The sequence below is a fragment of the Rudanella paleaurantiibacter genome (genome assembly GCF_009184635.1).
Classification (GTDB): domain Bacteria; phylum Bacteroidota; class Bacteroidia; order Cytophagales; family Spirosomataceae; genus Rudanella; species Rudanella paleaurantiibacter.
In genome coordinates this window covers 74,768-97,238 of the sequence record NZ_WELI01000015.1, presented here as the reverse complement: position 1 = coordinate 97,238, position 22,471 = coordinate 74,768, and the positions used below count along the sequence as shown (strand labels likewise).

The 22,471-nt window shown below is 50.2% G+C and carries 19 protein-coding genes; 12 read left to right on the top strand and 7 right to left on the bottom strand.

Going from position 1 to position 22,471, the window contains the following annotated elements:
* Positions 1-100 precede the first annotated feature (100 nt).
* The gene (locus F5984_RS24555) at positions 101-454 is read left to right on the top strand and encodes a hypothetical protein (protein WP_019990955.1); all 354 of its coding nucleotides are present in this window, start codon (positions 101-103) and stop codon (positions 452-454) included.
* Positions 455-472: 18 nt separating this feature from the next.
* Here the strand turns inward: F5984_RS24555 and F5984_RS24550 are convergent, their stop codons facing one another.
* A complete protein-coding gene (locus F5984_RS24550) occupies positions 473-1,456 on the bottom strand; it encodes a replication initiation protein (RefSeq protein WP_019990954.1) in 984 nt (327 codons plus the stop codon).
* A 638-nt stretch (positions 1,457-2,094) separates the two neighbouring features.
* Between F5984_RS24550 and F5984_RS24545 the strand changes: the two genes are divergently transcribed.
* The 5 genes from F5984_RS24545 (at position 2,095) to F5984_RS24525 (ending at position 8,885) form a co-directional block, all read left to right on the top strand.
* Positions 2,095-2,976: a hypothetical protein gene (locus F5984_RS24545; protein ID WP_019990953.1), complete on the top strand. Its 882-nt coding sequence runs from the start codon at positions 2,095-2,097 to the stop codon at positions 2,974-2,976.
* A 146-nt stretch (positions 2,977-3,122) separates the two neighbouring features.
* Positions 3,123-3,584 (top strand): hypothetical protein, encoded by a 462-nt coding sequence (locus F5984_RS24540; protein WP_019990952.1) that lies wholly within the window; start codon positions 3,123-3,125, stop codon positions 3,582-3,584.
* A 27-nt stretch (positions 3,585-3,611) separates the two neighbouring features.
* Positions 3,612-4,868, top strand: coding sequence for a sensor histidine kinase (locus F5984_RS24535; RefSeq protein ID WP_019990951.1), 1,257 nt, complete (start codon positions 3,612-3,614; stop codon positions 4,866-4,868).
* The gene (locus F5984_RS24530) at positions 4,837-5,574 is read left to right on the top strand and encodes a LytR/AlgR family response regulator transcription factor (protein WP_152126802.1); all 738 of its coding nucleotides are present in this window, start codon (positions 4,837-4,839) and stop codon (positions 5,572-5,574) included. Before F5984_RS24535 ends, F5984_RS24530 begins: the two co-directional genes overlap by 32 nt.
* A 224-nt stretch (positions 5,575-5,798) precedes the next feature.
* A complete protein-coding gene (locus F5984_RS24525; RefSeq protein WP_152126801.1) occupies positions 5,799-8,885 on the top strand; it encodes a lantibiotic dehydratase in 3,087 nt (1,028 codons plus the stop codon).
* Between the two features lie 179 nt (positions 8,886-9,064).
* Here the strand turns inward: F5984_RS24525 and F5984_RS24520 are convergent, their stop codons facing one another.
* The gene (locus F5984_RS24520; RefSeq protein ID WP_152126800.1) at positions 9,065-10,654 is read right to left on the bottom strand and encodes a DUF6035 family protein; all 1,590 of its coding nucleotides are present in this window, start codon (positions 10,652-10,654) and stop codon (positions 9,065-9,067) included.
* Positions 10,655-10,735: 81 nt separating this feature from the next.
* Between F5984_RS24520 and F5984_RS24515 the strand changes: the two genes are divergently transcribed.
* Positions 10,736-11,599, top strand: a complete 864-nt coding sequence (locus tag F5984_RS24515; protein ID WP_152126799.1) for a DUF2726 domain-containing protein — start codon at positions 10,736-10,738, stop codon at positions 11,597-11,599.
* 26 nt (positions 11,600-11,625) lie between these two features.
* Here the strand turns inward: F5984_RS24515 and F5984_RS24510 are convergent, their stop codons facing one another.
* Both F5984_RS24510 and F5984_RS24505 read right to left on the bottom strand, forming a co-directional pair.
* Positions 11,626-11,892, bottom strand: coding sequence for a hypothetical protein (locus F5984_RS24510; RefSeq protein WP_152126798.1), 267 nt, complete (start codon positions 11,890-11,892; stop codon positions 11,626-11,628).
* 25 nt (positions 11,893-11,917) lie between these two features.
* Entirely contained in the window at positions 11,918-13,168 is a 1,251-nt protein-coding gene (locus tag F5984_RS24505) for a hypothetical protein (RefSeq protein ID WP_152126797.1), read from the bottom strand.
* 177 nt (positions 13,169-13,345) lie between these two features.
* Here F5984_RS24505 and F5984_RS26830 point away from each other — a divergent pair, with 177 nt between their 5' ends.
* The 3 genes from F5984_RS26830 to F5984_RS24495 are packed head-to-tail and all read left to right on the top strand — an operon-like array spanning position 13,346 to position 14,609.
* A complete protein-coding gene (locus tag F5984_RS26830; protein WP_246169352.1) occupies positions 13,346-13,609 on the top strand; it encodes a DUF305 domain-containing protein in 264 nt (87 codons plus the stop codon).
* On the top strand, positions 13,606-13,968 hold the full coding sequence (locus F5984_RS26825; protein ID WP_246169351.1) for a DUF305 domain-containing protein: 363 nt from the start codon (positions 13,606-13,608) through the stop codon (positions 13,966-13,968). Before F5984_RS26830 ends, F5984_RS26825 begins: the two co-directional genes overlap by 4 nt.
* Positions 13,969-14,015: 47 nt before the next feature.
* Positions 14,016-14,609 carry a DUF305 domain-containing protein gene (locus F5984_RS24495; RefSeq protein WP_246169350.1) on the top strand — a complete coding sequence of 198 codons (594 nt, stop codon included), beginning with the start codon at positions 14,016-14,018 and terminating at the stop codon, positions 14,607-14,609.
* 43 nt (positions 14,610-14,652) lie between these two features.
* Here the strand turns inward: F5984_RS24495 and F5984_RS24490 are convergent, their stop codons facing one another.
* Positions 14,653-15,810, bottom strand: a complete 1,158-nt coding sequence (locus F5984_RS24490) for a glycosyltransferase family 61 protein (RefSeq protein ID WP_152126795.1) — start codon at positions 15,808-15,810, stop codon at positions 14,653-14,655.
* 123 nt (positions 15,811-15,933) lie between these two features.
* Positions 15,934-18,231, bottom strand: a complete 2,298-nt coding sequence (locus tag F5984_RS24485) for a heavy metal translocating P-type ATPase (RefSeq protein WP_152126794.1) — start codon at positions 18,229-18,231, stop codon at positions 15,934-15,936.
* 118 nt (positions 18,232-18,349) lie between these two features.
* Between F5984_RS24485 and F5984_RS24480 the strand changes: the two genes are divergently transcribed.
* Positions 18,350-19,453, top strand: coding sequence for a hypothetical protein (locus F5984_RS24480; RefSeq protein WP_019990937.1), 1,104 nt, complete (start codon positions 18,350-18,352; stop codon positions 19,451-19,453).
* A 4-nt stretch (positions 19,454-19,457) separates the two neighbouring features.
* Here F5984_RS24480 and F5984_RS24475 read toward each other — a convergent pair whose 3' ends face one another.
* Positions 19,458-20,096, bottom strand: a complete 639-nt coding sequence (locus tag F5984_RS24475; RefSeq protein WP_245581710.1) for a helix-turn-helix domain-containing protein — start codon at positions 20,094-20,096, stop codon at positions 19,458-19,460.
* Between the two features lie 236 nt (positions 20,097-20,332).
* Between F5984_RS24475 and F5984_RS24470 the strand changes: the two genes are divergently transcribed.
* Positions 20,333-22,465, top strand: coding sequence for a heavy metal translocating P-type ATPase (locus F5984_RS24470; RefSeq protein WP_027303341.1), 2,133 nt, complete (start codon positions 20,333-20,335; stop codon positions 22,463-22,465).
* Positions 22,466-22,471 lie beyond the last annotated feature (6 nt).

The following is a 22,471-nucleotide window of genomic DNA, read 5'->3' as shown; positions in this document are numbered from 1 at the left end:
TTACCCAATACCTTGTATGTAAGAATTCGTGTGGTTATCTTGAGGCATGTAAACGCTACGTTCATTTTTCTCTTTAACGGAGGGCTTTACACCGAGCAACATGAATAAAGAACAGTTCACCCTTGAATACAAAGCACCCAACCGCTTTCCCAGCACCTGCTTCATTACCGTTTACCGGGACATTCCGTTGGTGATCGCTTCCGAGACGGGCGTGGGCATGAGCGTGACCAACGCAGCAGAGTTGATTGCTACCGAAGTAGTCAATCGCTGCAAACTCGATCCAGTGCGCTTGCTATTTGTCGAGCATTATCCAGAAAGTCAGCGGCCAAAGCCCTACGGCGAGTCATTCGACCTCGTCACATTTACCTGGGATGGCACCACGGCCCGTAACCCAGACTGGCGTAACCTGCCCAACGATGAGTTTGAGCAGATTTTACAAGCCATTAACGTGTAGTCTTCGCAGGTAAGCGGGTTAGTTGCTCTTCCGCTTCTTTGATTTAGGGCCTGACGGGTCTTTAAACAGTATACCAGCTATGTAGCGCGTGGGCGTCGTGGCCACCGTAACCGCTCCGTGAGTCACCATACTATCCAAACGCAGAAACTCATTGAGGTACTGCTCGCTACTAAGAATAGTTTTCTTCTGACTATCGGTAAATTGATAATTGTAAAGGAACTCCTCCGCCTTCTTCTGCTTATCAGCAAAGGATAGTTCGCTGGCTTTCTGCAAATCTTTGTTGACGAGCGCGTAGTACGTCGCTTTGGGACTGGTCTTACCCTTTCGGCGAATAATAAAATTGATCCATTTCACAGCCCGCCCCTCTTTTTGCTCGGTAATGACAATGTCGAGGTACGTCTTTCGGTTGATCTCTGAAATGGCATTGGAGAGTACCATCTGCTTGAAGTTGGAGTAACGAACATACTTTTGTGCATTGAGCAGCTCCCGCAGTTCGGTTACCTCGACGCGCCACAAGCCGGTATCGATAAAGCGGGTCAGTCGAGGAAAAAGGAGTTGGGAGTATTCACTACTAAGCGATACAGCCGCGCTCAGTTCATATTGTGAATAGCCTTTGCTCAGGTCGATAAAATAGGGCAGAACCATCGAGTTGACAACGATGTCAAAATACCCCTTATGCGACTCGTAGTGAATATACGGAATGGGGACGATGAACGTGTACTTGCCCCGATCCTGGTCAAATATCTTAATCTTACGAGAGGTAACCCGATCCAGGATTTTGAGGATGACGTTCGTCTGGGCGTGGGAGTTTTCGCCTACAAAAACATCCGAATAATGAATCCGAAATTGTCGATCCTCAACTCGGTAAGATTTCACATCAAACGTCTGCTCTCCCTTCAGGGCTTTCAGAATGTTCCAGTAAAGCCGACGTTCATGCAGCGAAAATTCGGAACGCCCCAGCAACAGAGTTAGGGGTTCGCGGATAACAATTTCATCATTCATGGGCCTAAGTAGAACGAAGAAAGCGAGAAAAGCAATTTTTGAAGACAATTCCTTGCCTGTGATCAATTGACGGAATTAGCTTCATTACTTATTTTTATTGCCTTATCATGGTTAAGTCATTGATTATTAAGTGCTTTAGCGTTAAAAATATATTTAAAAAATTAAACATTTATGTCGTTTTTTTCTTGCTTAACACTTTCACACTGGCAGGTATTTGGTGCTTGATTATGCCATTACTCTATTTCATTGCCCTTCTACTCTAATTCATTGCCCTTCCGACTCTAATCCATTGCCGATCTAACTTAGATCTATTGCCTTTACCCCCCAATGTTGACTTTTATTTATTGCCCTTTTACTCTAATCTATTGCCGAACTACTCTAATACATTGCCAATGTACCACTTATCCACACTACTAATTACTGATCCAGAGGAGTTTAGCAAAAGTTTATCCACAGCTACTATTATCAATCTCAGAACAATTTTAAAAATACAACTTTTGATTTTGAGCGAGGGCATCGAAAGCGGTTTGCTAAAAAAATCAATAAATAGTGCGGAGCCATCAAGAGAATTTGGCGAAATGAACAAATTAAGTTTACTTTAAAAGTAAACTTATGCGCCCTGTACTCTTTTGCTAACGATGGCTGCTCAGAAGATCTCCCGCAAACGTAAAACCTACGAACCCACCGACTACGCCCGCCTACTCCGGGGGCTTATTCAATTGATGAAAGTCGTGAACAAGCTCCAACCTGATCGCAACACCTGGGACATTGAAGGTGAGTGGAACGGTACAGGTGTCATCTATTTTGTCGATAGCCGCGACCAATCCCTCTTTGCTGAGTATGAGCATTTCGACTGCCGTACCATCAAGCTCGTAAATTTTGGCAAACCCGCAACCCGGCTGACGTTCTTCAAGAAGCACAAATACATTTTGCTAAAGAACAGTGACCTCACAAGGGAGGATAAAGAGCAACGGATAACCAACTATATCAACGAACTCACCGTGAAACGGGCTATCAAGCTCGACAAAATTAACAAACTGACAGGAGCCGCCCTCTCTGATGAGCGGGGCATGATTGGGATGATGGAACAGGAGATAAAGACATGGCAGGATGTTCTGCGTAATCTTGAACACTACGATTTTGCTGTTTCTAACTACCGGCGTGATTACCAATACGTAACACTCAATTACAAATACCGCACGTCGGAGCAGGAGTACGCCAATGCCCAGGAGCATCTACTAAACCCACAGCGCGACGGACAGGGTGTTATTACACAGCAACGCTACAACCTGATTTTTGTGGATACTCGGGAAATTAGTCGTGAGCATCCGCACCAGCACAAGGAGATTGAAAATTTTCTCAACAACTTTAGCTTGATCACCCAGACAGGCAAGCAGCAGTTATACGCCCGACCTAAACCACCCGAATCCCTTGATGAGGAGCTTAACAGTGTTGCTTCTTCACAGAAAATAGACGTTACACAGCCTAAACAGGATTTTCCAAAGTCATTATTTGATTAGTCATCAGAGCCTGATTTATAAGTTGCTAATACTCAATAATATCGAAAAAAAGATAATTAATTAAATAATTTGAGCAATATACACGGTTTGTTGTACGTTACTCTATTATGTGGGTATTGATAATAGAGTAAAACCCGCCGTGCTTTATGACTCTTGTTTCCTTGTTTTTTAAAGTAGCGTTGCCGGTGAGCGTACTGGCAACCACAAGCCTTACAACCAGTATTACGCACACGCCCAAAAACGACTCGACGCAACAACGACTTGCTCCACCTGATTCCACGCTGAAGGTCCCTATTGCAGTAGTCAACAAAGACAGGCTGCCGACCGTGGTGGTCGAAAAGGAAGTGGATATCCCTAAGGGCTACGCGTATGTGCAGCACAGTTTATCGTTGGTAAGTGCCTTCCCAATAGAAGGAGCTGAGCAGGCTACGGACTGGATTGCCGGTCCTAACAAGTCCTGGAGCATTTACGCGAAACTGGAAGTAAACTGCAAGCAGCCTGATCGTATTGCCATCAGAGCAACCGCAGCACCAGGCCGGAAAAATGAAGAGATCGGCGCACAGGCGGTCTTGTTAGTCGGCATTCGCAAGTTGGGTAACGCGAACTAATACCAACTGTTTTCTTACTATTTACCAGTGGTACCTTCGTTACGGAAGGGTGCCCGGAAAGCCATTGCCTTCCGGCGTCCAATTACCTGGCAGCGCGTGCTTTGGCACATTGTCTTTTGGAGTCTGAGTTATGTTCTCACGTTCAGTCAGTTTCGGCGGGCTTTTTCGAGTCAACCCAACGCGGGTTTGCTACACGTAGTCAATACGCATCATTTCCTGACGACCTTAGTATCGTTTGGCCTGTTGGGATACGTGTTGATTCCGCGTATTCTGTACAGACACCGCAGACTCTCGGAACGTTTGCTACTGACCACGGCTACACTCGGCGGCTACTACGGCATTATGTGTGTCAATACGTATGGGCTGCTGATGTTGGTGAACAGGTTCTACGCGCCTTTACCGGAATATCTGGCCCGGCGGGTTACCCTGTTTGCGCAGGCGCGTTGGTATGATTACGTCGTCGATCCGGCCATTATGTTCTTTGTTTTCGGGCAGTTTATATCCTACATCCTGATTCCATTGCTGATTAAAGCGATTCGGGATGGGTACGCCCGAAATCAGGCTCAACTGGCCATTGAAAAGGAACGGCAGCAACTGGAACTGAACAATCTCCTGCTGGAAAAAGAAAACGCTACCAAGGATTTGCAGTTTCTGCGACAACAGATCAATCCGCATTTCCTGCTCAATGCGTTTAACAACATCTATGCGCTGATTCACCGGCAAGATGGCAGGGCAGCCGAGACGCTGGCCAACCTTTCTACGCTGATGCGCTACACGCTGTACCGAACCAGCCAGGAGTTTGTGCCGCTACCCGATGAACTGCTATTTATTCAGGGGTACGTCGACATGGAACGGATTCGGCACTCACCGCCCGAAGCGGTCGATTGCTCCCTGCCGGAACCTACCGAAGCCATGCAATACTGGCTTATTCCACCTCTGTTACTGGTTACGTTCGTGGAGAATGCGTTTAAGCATGGATTGAACGCCGTTTATGAAGGCGGATGGGTACAAATACGCCTGACCACAGAGCTGGGGCAGAACGGTACCCTCATCCTCACGGTGGTAAATAACAAAGGCGAGACGCCGACTTCTCATACCGCCGATAGTGGCATTGGGCTGACGAATGTCAGACGCCGGTTAGCCTTGCTATACCCGGAACATCAGTATGAACTGATTATACAAGACCAGCCCGAGCGGTATTCCGTCCGGCTGACTATCCCGCTCAAAAGGAAGGGCGAAACTACTCCAACTTATGAATACGCACCTACGCTGTCTGCTAATTGATGATGAACCCCTGGCTCAAGAACTGCTCCTTGACCATATCGCGGAGGTTTCCAATTTGGAAATAGTTGGTGTAGCCAGCAACGCCTTACAGGCCATTGAGTTGTATCAGTCACTAAAACCAGACCTGTTACTGCTGGACATCAATTTGCCCCGAATGAACGGCTACGAACTCCTGCGTAGTCTTCCGGGCAAAGCTCCGTGGGTGATTGCAGTGTCTGGTTATCAGGAGTTTGCTTTTGAAGGTTTTGAAAACAATGTCGTCGATTTTCTGCTCAAGCCCGTTACGTTCAGCCGTTTTGTACGCGCCATCGCTAAAGTGCATGAGCGCATTCAGGCTCTGGACACAGGTGGAGCAACGGCCAGCCTGGCTACGACTGTCGGCGCAGTATCTGGTCAATTAGCTATCAAGGAAGGCAAAAACATGGTGAACGTGGCCTGTCAGGACATTATTCTTATCGAGGCCATGAGTGACTACGTAAAAATCACCTTACCCGACCGCACACTGGTCAGTCATCAGCGCGTCTCGGCACTGGAAAAACTGCTCCCTGCACCCCTGTTTGTTCGTGTCAACCGGTCGTTCATCGTGAATACGGCGAGGATTCGACAGACGGACGGGCAGCAAATCGAGATGCAGAGCGGACAGCGCGTACCGGTTGGCACTACGTACCGATCCGTAGTGAGCAGCATCATCCGGGGTGCCCTTTAATCATGCGAGTACCTGTTTTTTATATTGTTCACTGTTAATTTTTAACCCATGTCAACTTCAGTAAAACGCCTGAAAACAAAGGCAGTTGGAACCCGAATGCCCGTCTTAAAGCCCCGGCCCATCAAGTACCCAACCACAATTGATTTAACAATTATTTTCACCGTGTAATCCTTCAAGGCCTGCTGGTATGCTACCGGCGGGCCTTGTTGTCCTCAGGGCATTGTATGCGTTTCTCTTTAGTTACCCACCCATTTGCCCTCGTCCGTTCTCCGCTGCTGCCCATCAGCACATTGCTTAATCACCTTCCACGAATCGAAGCCGTTACCGATGAGGTATTGTGGAACTGGCTGAATCAGCCAACGGTGGCGCAGGCATTACTGGTTGCTTCTCCGTCGTTATACGATGTGTGGTTACGCTGGAGACAACAACGGGCTATACTGCCGTCAGAAGAAGCCCGGTTGGCGATGTGGCGGTATCTCTTACGGATGAGTGGCCGGAGTACGCCTTTCGGGATGTTTGCGGGTGTTAGTGTTGCCGCTACAGGCCCGCAAACGACCGGAACCATCAATAGCGACGTACACCGTTTATGCATTCGCCCGGATGCAGCCTGGCTATCCGTGTTGACAGAAAAACTGCTTACCCAACCTCAAACTCGCTCGGAACTTCGCTATAAGGTGAATAACAGCCTGTACCGATTGGGTAGTCAGTTACGCTATTCCGACTACACTCTACAGGCAGGGCAGCGGGCTTTTTATATCAATTCTGTGGCAGGTGATGATCTCATCGACGCTGTATTGCACTTTGTGGATGTTAGCTCTGGAGGAGCACGAGGACAGACTATCGTGGGTTTTCTCGTTGATACGCTCCACGAGGAGCCGGAAGCTGCCCAGGAACTGGTAAATGAACTCATTGACGAGCACATCCTGGTGAGCGAACTGGAATTACCAGTAACCGACCCCGACGCTTTAGGGGTGGTTCTGCACCACGTTGCCAACGTACCTGCACTTAATGCACTGACTGCTGAATTGACGCAGATTCAGGAACAGCTTCGGGTGGGCTGTTTAGCCACGTTGGGGGCGCATCAGACCGAGCAACGGATGCGGGCACTGGTTGGCGACGGTTATACCGAGAAAAGCGTGTACCACGTGGACCTTCTTCGACCCACGGAAATAGTGGAGCTAAGCCGGTCAGTATTACGGCAGATCGGTCAGGAACTGCTGCAACTGAGTCCACTGCGTAGCGACAATCAGCCCCCTGCCCTATTAGCTTTTGCCCGACGCTTACACGACCGATATGGAAATCAGGCAGTTCCTTTGCTCACCGTGCTCGACCACGAAACGGGTATCGGCTACGGTGATTCTGGCCCCCGCGCGGGTCAGTTGGCCCTACTGAGCGAGTTGAGCCAACAGCAGATCACTCGCCCTTCAAAAGCCGACCGACTGGACGGATTGCGGCTTGAGAAACTGACCCATTTTTTGGAAACAGGGCGGTTGATTCAGCCGATTACGGACGAAGACCTGAATAATGCTGCCCAAACAGAGCCAGATAAACCGTTGGCTCGTAGCTGGGCTGTGCTGGGCGAATTATATGGCGCCGACGGAGCGGCCATCGACGCGGGAAACTACCAATTTCTGGTAAAGAGTGTGTCAGGCCCTTCTGGTGCCAGCCTGATGGCCCGGTTTGGCGCGCATCACCCGCCGTTGATGCATCAACTCGAACAACTAACTGCCTGGGAGGCTCAGCAGTACCCCGATGCCTTGCTGGCCGAGATTGTCCATCTGCCGGCGGGGCGTGTGGGTAATGTGCTGTGTCGCCCCGCGCTGCGGCAATACGAAATTCCCTATGTCACACCATCAGCCCTTGACGAAGAACACACAATTGCCCTGAAAGACCTTTGGGTAAGAACCGTGAACGCAACGACAGTCGAACTCTGGTCGAAACAGCACAACCGTCGCGTAATACCACGTAACACCACCGCGCATAACTACCATCAATCGGACGACATTTACCGATTCTTAACCGACCTGAGCCATCAGGCCGAAGGGTTTTCGCTTCGCTGGTCGTGGGGCACGTTGGCCAATCAGCCCCGGTTGCCTCGTATCATTTACAAGCACCTGATCGTGGCCAGAGCCGAGTGGAACCTTATGAGACGGGCAAACTGGCTGTCGGCCGCAACGATGGCCCACGACATGCAACAGAAACTTTCTGTCCCCCAATTGATTACATTGGTGGAGGGTGATCATGAATTGCTACTCGATTTAAGCAGCCCACCCTGCCAACAAATACTTTTTACAGAACTAAGCAGGCGAGATAGTGTCCGGGTTGTCGAATGGCTTGGCAGTCCTGACCAGTGTTGGGTACACCGCGCCGGGCAGCAATATTCGAGTGAATTGGTCATACCGTTTGGAATAGCGCAGACTCCTTCCCTCCCCCAACATTCTCCATTCAAGACAAGTGGCAGCTTTATACAGCGTTCGTTTGGGCCGGGTAGTGAGTGGCTATACGTAAAAGTGTACGTCGGGGAACTGACAGCCAACGACGTGCTGACTCAGATCGTTGGGCCGTTGGTTCAGCAGGCCACAGCACAGGCGTGGATTGACCACTGGTTCTTTATACGGTATTACGATCCTGAGCCTCATCTGCGGCTCCGGTTTCATGGTTCAGCGGAAACCTATCATCTCCTTCTGACAGAACTTACCCAACGACTGATTCCTTGGCAGGAAGCTGGCCTTGTACATTCGATAAGTGTGGATACGTACCAACGAGAACTGGAGCGGTATGGCTATCAAAGCATGCCGCTCGTTGAGCGTATATTTTGGTGGGATAGTGCGTGGAATTTACAGTGGATTGAGCAAAGCGCTGCCCTTGATGAGGATGCATATTGGTGGGTAGCCTGTCAGCGAGCAGATCGGTTACTCGATGCTTTCGGTCTATCCGTTCGTGATAAACAGGCGTTGACGGAAGAACTTCAAGCCCGTTTTCTGCGCGAGAACAAACACAATGAACGGCTCCGCAAAGAATTGAACGCACAGTACAGGGCTTGGCAGGAGCGGTTATCAACTTTTGAACAGACAGAATTGGAGTCAGTGGACATGCTGTTGCCCGATGAATTAATTCAGCAGTTGCGAGTACAATATCAGGCAGATGCATTCGACCTTTCCGATTTGTTACGCGCCCTTCTGCACATGATGTTCAACCGGTTTTTTGTGAGCAACCAACGGATAAGTGAGGGTGTGATATACCACTTTTTGCTGCGGCAATACACGACTTTACAGGGTAAGGAACGTACCAACAAAGCGAAAGTGTGCTGAAATAATCTTTATTTTAGGTATTCAGAAGCAGAAGTCCCACAACCTGTACCTTATAGAGGTTGCCGCCGACAGCATTTTTCTGGATTATGGCCGATGTAAATACCAACGCCTATTACGCTCATGGCAGGAGGTAGGTTATAAGCCGAGGTCTTGGAACAAATAAAGTCGGTTAGATTTGCTTATTGTGCGAAAAGTTCAGGAAATAACTGCCTGAAAACGTCGTCATAGCTGTGGTCAGGCGGGACGTTCTTCTCCAGGAAAACGGTTATCTTCTTAGCCAATTTACCCCCCGATTGAATATCCTGACGGTCGAACTCGGCATTAGGATATTTTTCTAATACCCTGAAAAATAGGTATGAATAGTTGCCAAAGAAAGCTGTGTGGGCTACCTGAATAAGTTTAGTGAATTTCTGACCGACCACACAGTTTAATTTGAAGGATAAGAGGGCAAATACAGTTCCGTACACCTTCTTTAACCGGTGTGCTTTCTGCGGACTTTTCAGTTTTACCAAACAAGTTGCCAGACACAAGCACGTCAATAAATCATTGCGTTCCAAATGAGAACGCTTAGTGCGTTCCTGCTCAAAAGCGGTTTTGAGAAATGCCCGGTCCTGTTCTGTGGTTTGGTAGCCCTGCTCTTGCCAGAACAGTTCAAATAGATGATTGTACGTGTTCTCCGAAAATGCGGCAAACTCATTCAGTAAAGGGCTTCTTCGTTCGGGATAAGCGTGTATCTCGTTAAGTATTTGAAGAATCGAAGAGCGGGCGCGGGAGAAGCCTTCTTCAAGTTCTTCTTGGTAAGCCTGTCGGCGTTGCTCATACACTTGTTGACGTTGCTCAATTTCGTGTTGCCGCACCCATTCGGCTCGTTCCTCGTCCTCAATTTCTTGCTTAATCAAGTTGGTAGCTCCTTCTACATCAAACAGGAACACTTTGTAGGTCTTATCATCAAACGTTAAGTCGTGCAGGCCAACTAACCGTTCCTGCCATCGGTAAGCTATCTGCTGACCAGATCGGTAAGGCTCACGGTACAGGCATTTGAGGATAAGGTCCTGTTGGCATTTGGACTCACTGATAGCTTCCCCATCAAAAACAAACGCGTTCTGATTATTTCCGTAGAAAACGTCCTTTTCGGTGAATCGCTGTTTGTCGAATTCTTCGGAGAAGAATTTGAAAATCCAGATAATATACGTTTGGTTTTGTTGGTAGAAGTATTCCCGATCTGCAATGACGCTCAAAAACGTAGTTGAAAGCTGAATCTCAAACACGACTTGGCGCGACTGGTAAACCGCGCTTACATCGGGCTTACGCCAGGTCAATAGTCCAGAGGTATCCCGTCTAACCGTTTCGGTAGCCACTTCGGTTATACCTTTGCCTGTCAACCGATTGGACTCCAAAGAGGCTGCTACTAACTCCTTTGTTCGTTCGTGCAGCTTGCTTTCTTTCTGCCCATTGTATTTAATTGCCCGAATCTGTTGTTGGGTTAACTCCTGGCTGGTCTTTATGGGGCAATCGTCACTGTCCCACTGGTGGGCAAAGTGCATCCGCTTTAGCTTTGTCTCATTTTCGGCTTTACCCCGAATTTTGATAAGCTGATTGCAGTAGTAGCATTTGTATTTCGGGTCGCGTCGGTTGCGGATAGCATCTTCTAACTGTCTGCGTATCTCGAAAATAGCAGCTTCGTCTTGGTTGAAGAATGGCCCTGCGAAAACCTCCTCACCTGTTTCACAGTCTAATACTGACGGAATGGTAAATTGAAATCCTTTCATTCAAGCATCGAATCTAAAGAAAATGCTACATTCTTATACCGAAGGGAAACAGTTATCTTCACCGCCCAATTAATATAATAAATGCTCTACGACCGCGAAACCATATTCAAGCTTCTTCAGCAGCGTAATTGGATGGCTCTCATAGAGTTGTTTAAAAATAATAAGATTTATGACCAACTTCGGCAGGACGATATTACAAGGAGTATTCTTGAATCGCAGTTCATCCGGGAACTAATCGACGGAAGTAGCTTTGACAAAGACCCTGATTATCTCTTTTATTTAGAGCAGTTCCATATACTTCACACAGGGCCTAATTTTCACTTTGTTCTGCCCTCCGTAGATGTGGAACGCCTTGCAGAAAAAATTATACTTGGATATCGCTCGACTCAAGTTCAGTCGGCTTTGCTCTATGCCAGGAAATATCCGCATCTGTCTATCAGTACTGAATTGCTTCAGGAGTTTGAACGGACACAGCCCAAAGTAGTCGAACACAGTCAGCAACGAACGATTCACGTGACTGTAAACCGCGAAGTCGAAGCTGTAAACCATACAATTAGCTTATTCAAATCAAAGCAGGAGTACGAGTTCTACCGGGCAGTTCGGGAGGTATACAGCACGTACCTCGTCTTCCCCAATGTAGCGGTTTCGGCACTGGTTGATCTTGAGCAGATCAAACACTTTTTGGAACCGCATGAGCGAAATTACTTTTTCAAAGCCTTAGTAGATTGCGTTGTCTTCGACGCAGAAAATGCGTTTAAGCCATTCAAGATGCTGGAGATTGACAGCGAATATCATGATAGTGAAAAGCAGCAAGCTAAGGATCAAATAAAAGATAAAATCATGGCTAAGGCAGGCCAACGTTTGCTTCGTATTCGTGTGAAAGCAAGAATGTCAGAGCAAGACCTAACCCGCTTAATTCGTGAAGTTACTCGTGAACAGCCCTGATACTTGAAGCTATTACGTCTCTCAAACTAAAGTGCTTCCCCGTGCTTCAGACGTAGCGAGTTGGTCATTTCTAAAACACGATCTTGATATTGCTGTTGTTGGGTCGAATCCTTCAGCTTCCAATCGAACCGCCAATCGTGTAAATCATAGATACCTAAAGGCTCGGCTCCTTGTTTGGCTACATCTTCTAAATCCTCTACGGCGTTGAGGTAATTGCTGGCGGAACGGGTACAATATTCCCCGTTGAAGATGTATAGGCTATAATAGCGAGTGGCAAACTTTGTTCGGTTCATAACGGCTTCAAATTAGCTGTTGCATTCAAACAGACCGTGCAATTTTCTCCAATACCCGGTGGCTATCCCCAAATCGACATAATGCGTCACAGTGGGTGCGTAACTCAGACATCAAGATATAACGGATCGGCGTATTAGTCTGTCTGATGGAAGGGCGTGTTAACTGCATCTCAACTTCTTTGCGTCGGCTGTCGGGAACTACCAGATAGAGCGTTGTTGCATGGTCGGGTAGGGAGCAGGTTAGGTCGGTCAAGCGCAATATACCGGAGTAGATCGACGTGCTTTTCTCCACCTCGAAGGCGCAAATAATCCGACCCGTACCTTTCTCCAGCCATACAATATCAATCAGGCCAATGGTTTGAGCCGTTTCGGGCGCAACGGGCAGTGCGGGTAGGCTGGGCAGGCTCAGAAACGAAAAGGAATGGCCATTATATTGCCGGGACATATCATTCCGGGCAGCCGCGACATCGTAGCCTAATGCCCGCCCAATGGTCAGCAAATGATACTGCATCTCGCTGTGCGTTTGTTCCTCCTGCTGTTCATTGACAACTTCTTTATGACGCTTAGATAATTGCTTTTCGAGTTTTTCGCGCTCAACAAGGGGTTGATCGGCCAGGCCTGGCACCAGTAGATTACCTGCCCCAATCTCGAACAACAAACCCGCCAACGCCCCTAAGTCATTCGATAAAACGTGTCGGTATTCAGCATTCACTGCCAGCATCTTATCCCGAATGGCTAAGTACTCCAACCATGAACCCAACTTGCGCTTTTCATTAAAAAGTCGGTTGTAACCATTAATAATGGCCGTATTGAAGGGTGGCACCCAGGTCGGATGCAGGAAGTAGAGGATACTGGCTACGGCAGGGCCTAAGCCCTTAATCTTATACGCATCAAGCCGATTTATTTCGCTCACAACCGTTTCGGGCTTCGTAGCCTTCAGGCAGCATTCTAAAAACTGACCGAAATACCGCTTATGGTCCTGATTCTCATAAATATCTGGGATACGGAGCTTTGGCTTCCAGTAAAATGGGTGGGATGCTCCCTCAAAAACCTGCTTCTGCTCGGTGATGCAACTCAGCACAAATTCGAGTGAACTGCCCTTGAAGTCGTTGGGAAAAGAACCTTCTTTGATGTCGCTGATAACCTGTAACACGCCACGCCGGATAGAACGGAAAGCTTTCAGGCGATCTTCGTTGTGCAGAAACCAGCTTTGATACGTAAGGTCCGGGTTTCGTTTATAGTCGTCAATCAGGTCAATTAAAGAAGTAGCGGGCATAGGTATTGTCAATGAATACACCAATGAATGGCTAAGTTGAGGAATATACAGTGATTTGCCAAGCAATGAAAGTACTTATATAACCCCAGAAATTCTGTAATCTACAAGGGGAATCTTGTAATAACCCTCTTGGGGAACCGCCCGTTAATCATAGACGCAATAAGCGTACTCAACTATATGGAAAATTCACTTCAACGGGCAACTTCTGTCTTATTCCTGGCAGGGGTCATGCTGGGCTGCGACAACAAAGAGGGCTTACAGCCACAGGCTCATTATGCCAACGTGTATCAACAAATTAACCATCGTATGATGACAGAGATGGACAAAATGAAGGATACCAACGACCCTGACAACGATTTCTCGATGATGATGCGGATGCACCATCAGGGGGCCATTGATATGTCGAACGAAGAACTTAAATCTGGCGATAACAGGCTATGAAAGCGATGGCGCAGCAGGTGATCACCACTCAGACTTCGGAAATCAGCCAGTTCAATCAATTTCTTCAAAGTCATACGCCTGTTCCAATTACGGCTGGTGCGACTTACAACGCGGAAGAAATGGAGTCGATGATGAAGATGATGCGGGCGCAGGATATCCGTATCCTGACAGGTGACTCGGATGTAGACTACGCCCAGCTTTTGATCGATCATCATCAAAGTGCCATAGAAATGGCTATGTCGGAGCTTAAATATGGTGACGATGCCCAAATCCGTCAGATGGCAACGAAGATCATCGAGGATCAAAAAAAGGAAATTGGAATGCTACAGGACTGGCTGAAAACCAATAAAAATTATTAATCGCTAACCTGCCAGTGTTCGCACTGGCTTAATTGATGTTCTCCTTTATGAAAATCAATCCGTTTTATGGGGTGGCACTCAGTGTAGCCCTGTATATAGCTCAACCGGCTGTTGCACAAACCGGGCAGACATCGGTCAACAACGCCATGATGAAGTCCATGCAGTCAGGCATGAACAAGATGATGGGCATGAAAATGACTGGCGACCCCGACCACGATTTTGCTTCGATGATGCGGATGCATCACCAGTCAGCCGTGGAAATGGCTGATTTACAACTCCGTCAGGGTAAAAACGCACGCGTGAAGACACTGGCTCAAAAAATAAAAGCCAGCAATCAGGCGGAGATTAAACAGTTCGACCAGTTTCTAAACCGGCACAAACCGCAATCTACGGGTTCTAAGTTTGGTCAACAGGGTATGGCCGCTATGCATAGCGGCCGCCACTCAATGAACGGTAACGTGGATCACGATTTTGCCAGCATGATGGGACAACACCATCAGCAGGCAGTCGAAATGGCTCAGGCATACCTGAAAGAGGGGAAAGTTGCTTCGATGAAAACGCTGGCCAACAATATCATCCGGCAACAAACCAAAGAAATCACAGAATTAAAAAGGCTGGAGACGCAATTAGCAGCTCGTTAACAAGAGGGGTGTTTGGTCTTACTTTTGGGCCAAACACCCTTTTTTATTGTACCCTCTCAGTTGGCTGTAACTGGGAATTAAGCCAATGAGGTAAGATTCGTTCAACGGTGGGAATTGAGACGATAATGTCATCTATCTGTGACCGGGCGATGGCTTGCCGACGCACTGCACCATGTAATGATACGGAGTAGTGCAGTTGTCTGAGTTGAGCCAAATACAGAAAGAAATCGGGCGCGTAGTTGACCGAACAAAGCTCATGCAGGTACGTTCCGGGTTGACACCAGGTAATGTTGGAAAATGAAGCACCGTGTGGTCCGATGATAAACGAAGCCCCGTGGTACAGGCTAAGTTGTTCGGCAAGGGAGCGAGGGCGGTCTTCCACAAACGAAAAGCCGTAGGGTTCCAGTAACCGCATCAGAGCCTCTTCATTGACGATTCTGCGCCGACCCGCACGACTAATGTACAGCCGATGGGCAGGATGGGCTACCTGATTGGGCAGCAGCGGAGTCAGGCGTTGCCGCGCAGCCACTACATCGTTCAGGTTGGGGTAAAACCAATCGCCACCATTGCCCAGCAGATACGTGTTGGCCTGTAGCTCATACTCACGGGAGTCGAATATACGATCCGGGGTGAACCCAAGCAACGTTAGTAACTCCGATTCGTAAGCCGTGTGGAACAGCGGGTACGTAATGGCTACCTCGGTAAAGCCGCCGGGCAGCGTTTTTTCAATGCGGCACAGTTTGGCGAAAATGAGGTAGATGTAATCATAATATCCACCAAAAGCCGTCATGTCCGGGTAGTGGCTAAACGGAGCGACCACTGTCTCGACGTGAACCACCGTTCGCCTATGTGGCCGCAAGCTGTCCTTTACAACATGGTGGGTCCAGTAATCAGTACATAACACCGCCCCCCGGTGCCACACCGCCCCGCTGCGTAACACCCGCGTGGCCGCAGGCGTTGTGGGCAGGTGCCACACGTAGGTGGGCAATGTAACGGCTTCTTTGGCGTCAAAAACGGTTCGCTCCGCTATACCGCTGTCCCTGATAGTAGGTAGCAACACCCCTTGCTCCGGCGTATGGTCAACGACATAAGGAGTCAGCAGCGCGTCAGTTTCGTGTTTGTAATGTAATGGCTGACCAGCCAGTCGTGCACCCAAACGCAGTAGCCGTTTGGCCGTATTTTTTAACCATGTAATAAACATTGAGATGGGTTAGTTGGGGAAATCGCTCAACTACGGCTCCGCTATTTAGACTAAACCATCGGCAAAAAGCACCCCCAATCCGTTGTAAGATTGGGAGCGCATAGTTGCAAAACTTTTGGTCGCTTACAGTCCCGCGTTCCTCAATCGCAAACTGTTGGTCACAACAGATACCGAACTGAGTGCCATCGCGGCTCCGGCCAGCATCGGATTGAGCAAAAAGCCGTTGATGGGATACAGCACACCGGCGGCAATAGGAATGCCGATGAGGTTATAGATGAACGCCCAGAATAGATTTTGCCGGATGGTCTGTACCGTTTTCCTGGAAAGTTGCAGGGCTTTGGGGACGCTGTTCAAATCGGAGGTAATCAACGTCATTTTTGCTACGTCCATCGCAATGTCGGAGCCGCGCCCCATTGCGATGCTCACGTCGGCCTGCGCCAGGGCCTGCGAATCGTTGATGCCATCACCAATCATGGCCACCACCTTTCCCTGCGCCTGTAGCTCTTTGACAAATTCGGCTTTATCGGCGGGCAGTGCCTCAGCGCGGAAGTCGCTCAGGCCAACCGCTTTGGCCACGGCCCCGGCTGTCTGTGCGTTGTCGCCGGTCATCATGTACACGGCAATCCCCCGTTTTCTGAGCGTATGAATGGCTTTGCGGGAGGTTTGTTTCACCGGGTCGGCAATGGCAATCACGGCCAGCACCCGTTGCTCATCCGCAAAATAGACAACGGTTTTAGCTTCGTCCTGCCAGCGGGTGACCATGCCGTTTACCTTAACCAGTTCATTTGCCAGACCCTTCTCCACCAGTAGTCGCCGGTTGCCAACCAGATACGTTTGCCCGTTGGAGCGGCCCGACACGCCCCGGCCCGTTAAGCTCTCGAAGCGGTCGAGAACCGTGCCGACAATGCCGTTGGCCCGCAGTCGCTCAATCACCGCATCGGCCAGCGGGTGTTCAGACTGGGCTTCCAGGGCATAGAGCACGGGCACAAGGCCGGGAATTTCTGCTTCGCTTATCTGCCAGGCCAGATCCGTTACGGTCGGTCTGCCTTCGGTGATAGTGCCGGTTTTGTCCAGCACTACCGCGTTCACCCGATACCCCCGTTCCAGACTCTCCGCGTCTTTGATAAGGATGTTGTTATCAGCTCCTTTACCGACGCCGACCATGATGGCCGTGGGTGTAGCCAGGCCCAGCGCACAGGGGCAGGCAATGACCAGTACCGTTACGGACGTTAGCAGGGCGTGGGTGAAGGCGTTCTCACCCGCTCCGGCGTACCGGCCAAACAGCATCCAGGCCGCAAACGTTAGCAGGGCAATGCCAATCACGACTGGTACGAAGATGCCCGCAATTTTATCAACAAGTTTCTGCACGGGGGCTTTGCTGCCCTGCGCCTGCTGCACCATGCGGATGATCTGCGCCAGCACGGTATCCCCCCCTACTTTCTCAGCCCGGAATCGGAAGGAGCCTTTCTGATTGATCGTACCGGCAAAGATTTTCTCACCCGCCCGCTTCTCTACCGGTACCGGTTCGCCCGAAATCATGCTTTCGTCCACGAAGGACGTACCTGAATCGACTACGCCATCGACAGGAATCTTCTCGCCCGGACGTACCACGATCAGTTGACCCACCTGCACCTGCGCCACGGGAATCTCCCGTTCGGTAGCACCGTCCACAATACGGACGGTCTTGGGTTGCAGCCCCATCAACTTTTTCAGGGCCGAGGTCGTGTTCGATTTAGCCCGTTCTTCAAGCAGCTTACCCAGTGAAATAAAGGCAATGACGACGGCTGCGGCTTCAAAGTACACGTGCGGGTGCAGGCCGCGCTGGTGCCAGAAGTTGGGGTACAGCGTGTTGAACGTACTGAAAAAAAAAGCAATCCCCGTTGAAAGCGCGACCAGCGTATCCATATTCGCTTTGCCGTGACGGGCCTGCTTCCAGGCATTGACGAAGTAAGACCGGCCCAGCCAGAACACGACCGGTGCCGATAACACCATCATAATGTAGTTGGCGTAGGGGGCCGCTCCGGCGTTCCGGTTCATGAAGAACATGCCCAGCACCACCACCGGCAGCGACAGAATACCTGCCCAGATGGTCCGGTTTTTCAGGGATTCGTACTGCCGCTGCCGGGCTTCCTGCTGCACGGCCTGCGGGTCTTCTACGTCAACAACCAGATCGTAGCCAATGGATTGCAGCACCTGCTGCATACCCTGTGGCGTAATGACCTTCGGGTCATAGGCGACCGTGGCTGACTGATTGGCATAGTTGACCCCCACCTCCGCTACGCCGGGCGTATTTTTCAGCATCGATTCGACGCTCACGGCGCAGGCCGCACAGGTCATTTCGAGCACGGGAAAGGTGTGCCTGGTTAATGAACCGCCCCGCGTTAGATGAGGGCGAGATAGCGTATCGAGATTCGTTTCCATTGTTGTGGTCGCGCATTAGCTACCACAAAAGTAGAAGGTCGAACTGGCCGCCGTGTTACACAATTCTTCCTCCAAACTGTAGAATTTAGTAGCTTTAATTATCAACGTAAACACTCGTATGCTCCTCATCGAAGAAGGCCAGCAATCGCATCTGCCCAAAAAATATCGACCCGTCAATAATCTGTGCGCCGTCATCTATGATCAGTTCACCAGCATCCTGACCCAAAAGCACTTTCTGGAACACATTAATGTCGAAATCGCTATTGATCCCGCAAACCAGCAATTCGTCGAGGACTTACAAAATGGGTCCATGCACGCCCTCGATTTTATGAAGGCAAATGGGCAACACATTGAATTAGCCGAAATCCTCACCAAGCACATCACCCTATCGGTACTGAGCGACTTCGCCAACTTCATGTATGAATCGCTGAGCTGCGCTCAACGGGGAAAGATGACCGTTGCCTATGCGTTGCTCCGTAAGCCGCTTACGGATGAACTGGTCATCTTCGAGCGGCTCCTGACTAATCCGGCCGAATTCATTCAATTATACTTCCACGTCGGCAATCCAAAGGGCTACGATCCGAGCGAACCGAATCTGAACCGACAACAAATCATTCAGGAAGTGTTCAGAATGGCCAATCCGGGGCCTTTGTTCGTGCCTGACCTTGTGTATGGGTTACGGTATGATAAGCACAATCCGGCTGGGATTAACGGCATCAGTAATCAGGCCCTGCACATCGTTACCAACCATCCTGCCTACCGTACCGAAGAAGCCGAACTGAATTTCGTGTTCTCCAACTATCACGACTATCGGCGGTACTGGCGTCATTACTATTACTTTGTGCCTTACCTACTGATTTACGCGGCCCACGTGGTCGACGAGTTGGTCTTCAGTTGGATGCCCGGTTACGAGCACCTGAAGGCAGTTCGGGCTTTTCAACGTTTCGTGGGTACGTTGTTCTGGTCCAAATGGATGCAGGGCGGTGGCCGACGAACAAAAGCATCACAACAACTATTGATGCAGGCTATTTCGGAGAGCTTAAGTGGTATCTGCGATCAATGCGGCAAAGACCACACTATCGACGAGGCCGATCTGACTTTGTTCTTCAACGAGCAGCTATTGCTATGCCCGCATTGCCTTTGCAACCACATGGCTTCAGAGGCAACCATTGAGCGGATTATGGACCTCGTGACTATTCTTCATGGCGGGGCGGAAGCCTGAACCGCTACGTTGTAGATTGGGCAGGGCTTGACTGTAGTTCCTGTTTTTGCCGACGTAGCTGCCGGAAGTGTGAGGGGGTCAGGCCGGTCTGCTGCCGAAACTGGTTGGAGAGGTGCTGTACACTGCTATATCCGGTGCGGTAGGCAATCTCTGTCAGTGTCTCACCGGAGTAAACCAACCACTCTTTCACTTTATTTAGTCGGCACCGAATGATATACTTCTCCAACGTAATGCCTTCTTCTTTAGCAAATTGGCTGCTGATCGTCGCGTAATCTGCTTTCAAAGCTTCCTGAAGTTGCACCGACAACCGTCCGCCGGTATTGCCGCTTTTGATTTCACTCAAATCGCTCTGAGCAAAATAGGCAGCTACCAGATCTTTGACCTGCTGCGGCAAAGGTACCGACGTTTCGAGCACACCAAAACCCAGCGAAGCCAGCAGCTTGCTGATCTGCTTTTCTTTATCGGCCGTTAACGGCCCTTGTACCGATACGTACCCTAATCGGACGTCGAGCACCGAAAAACCTGCTTTTGTCAATTCGCTCCGAACCTCTTCCACGCAGCGTTGGCATACCATGCCTTTCACGCGAAAAGGAACCGCTGAATACGCTTTGGCAGGTGGCAAAACAGTTTCTGTGTCAAACACGGATGTGTGCGTTTATAGCGTATTTGGATGCTGTTGCAGGCGCTGGGCGATAAATACCTGACCCTGGCCGCCACTTATTGAATAACAAACAAAATTACACTTGCAGACCGGCAGGCGGCTTGCAAAATTCGGCCGTACTGTTGCAGAATTTTTGTAGAACGCTCCATTTCACCGAGTTGGCTGTTAAGCTCAAAAAGCCTTTCTACTTTAAGCGTTTAACTAAACAGCCAACGGGTATGGAACACCATCACCACCACCCCGACCACCATAAGCCGGAACCACCCGCCGAGAAGCAGCGAAGCGTCGCCCGGGCACTACAGCATATCGGCCATGATGGGCATAGCGGCCCAGTGAATCATCGGGCGTATCAGGGAAGCACAGGCATGAAACAGAAACATGGTCACGCCGGGCATGATCACGGGGCTATGATTGCCGACTTCCTGCGCCGGTTCTGGATTTGTCTGGTGCTATCGGTGCCGGTCGTGGCGCTGTCGATGATGTTTCAGGACGTAGCGGGTTATCAACTGGACTTTCCCTACCGGGAGCCGCTCGTGGTCGTGCTGGCGACCATCATCTACGTGTACGGAGGATGGCCATTCCTGACGGGCATGGTAGGCGAGTTACGAACCCGTCAGCCCGGTCCATCCAGACCGGGCATGATGACGCTCGTCGCCGTGGCCATCACGGCGGCTTATGTCTATAGTGTGGCCGTGTCGGTAGGCTGGCTGCACGGAATGGACTTCTTTTGGGAACTGGCTACATTAATCGACATCATGCTGCTGGGCCACTACCTGGAGATGAAGTCGGTGGCGGGTGCATCGCGGTCGCTCGAACTGATCGTGCAGATGCTGCCGGCCGAAGCGCACAAGGTAGAGGGTGGCACCGTGAAGGACGTGAAGGTGGATGTCCTCTCGGTCGGCGATGTGGTACTAATTCGTCCCGGTGAGCGCATTCCGACGGACGGTGAGGTGATCGAAGGCGGCAGCGCGGTAAACGAAAGTATGCTAACGGGCGAGAGTGTGCCGGTCGAGAAAAAACAGCGGGACAGTGTGATCGCAGGGGCCGTTAACGGTGAAGGGTCGCTGACGGTTCGGGTAACGCATAAGGGTGAGGATAGCTACCTCAATAAAGTCGTTCGCATGGTGGAAGAGGCTCAGAATGCCAAATCACAAACGCAGACGCTGGCCGACCGGGCTGCTGGCTGGTTAACCCTAATCTCACTCACAGTGGGTGTACTAACGCTCATCGTCTGGTTAGCAGTCGGTAAAGAACCGTCGTTTGCCATCGAACGGATGGTAACGGTGATGGTTACGGCCTGCCCCCACGCACTGGGTGTGGCTATTCCGCTGGTGGTGGCTATCTCAACGGCCATTTCCGCGCAGAAGGGGCTGCTCATCCGAAACCGCACTGCTTTTGAGGAATCTCGAAAAATCACCGCAATGGTGTTTGATAAAACCGGTACGCTAACCGAGGGTGAGTTTGGCGTTACGCGCATGAGCGTGCTCCAGCCCGGTCTGGATAAAACGGCTCTGCTCAGCACGGCAGCAGCCCTCGAACAGCAGTCTCAGCACCCCATTGCCCAGGGCATTGTCCGGGAAGCCAATAAACGCGGGCTTCACCTGCCGGAGGTCAGCGATTTCCAGTCAATTACGGGCAAAGGCGTATCGGCCACCGTCGATGGGGCAACGGTACGTATCGTCAGCCCGCGCTACTTACAGGAAAAAGGTATCCAACTACCCCAGGATGCTTACGGCAGTGAAGCCGAGACCGTAGTTTTTGTGCTGATCAACGAGCAGTTGGCGGGCTACGTTGCGCTGGCCGACAGGATTCGGGAAGATTCCAGAGAAGCGGCTCGGCGATTGCAGCAGGCGGGTATCAAGGTCTACATGGCCACCGGCGATAACCAGAAGGTAGCAGATGCGGTAGCGAAAAAGTTAGGGTTAGACGGCGTCTATGCCGAAGTTTTGCCCGACCAGAAAGTGAACATAGTGAAGGACTTGCAACGGCAAGGCCAGTTTGTGGCTATGACCGGCGACGGGGTAAATGATGCCCCCGCGCTGGCTCAGGCCAACGTGGGTATTGCCGTCGGGTCTAGTACCGATGTCGCTGCCGAGACCGCCGACATCATCCTCGTCAACAGCAAGCCCACCGACATCACCAATTTAGTTGAATTTGGCCGGGCTACTTACCGTAAAATGATTCAAAACCTGTTTTGGGCAACAGGGTATAATGTAATCGCTATTCCTCTGGCAGCCGGGGTGCTATATCCCAATTTTGTTCTCAGCCCGGCCATCGGCGCGGTACTGATGAGTGCCAGCACGGTGATCGTGGCGTTGAACGCGCAGTTGCTGAAGCGGAGTATGAAGTAATTGTGT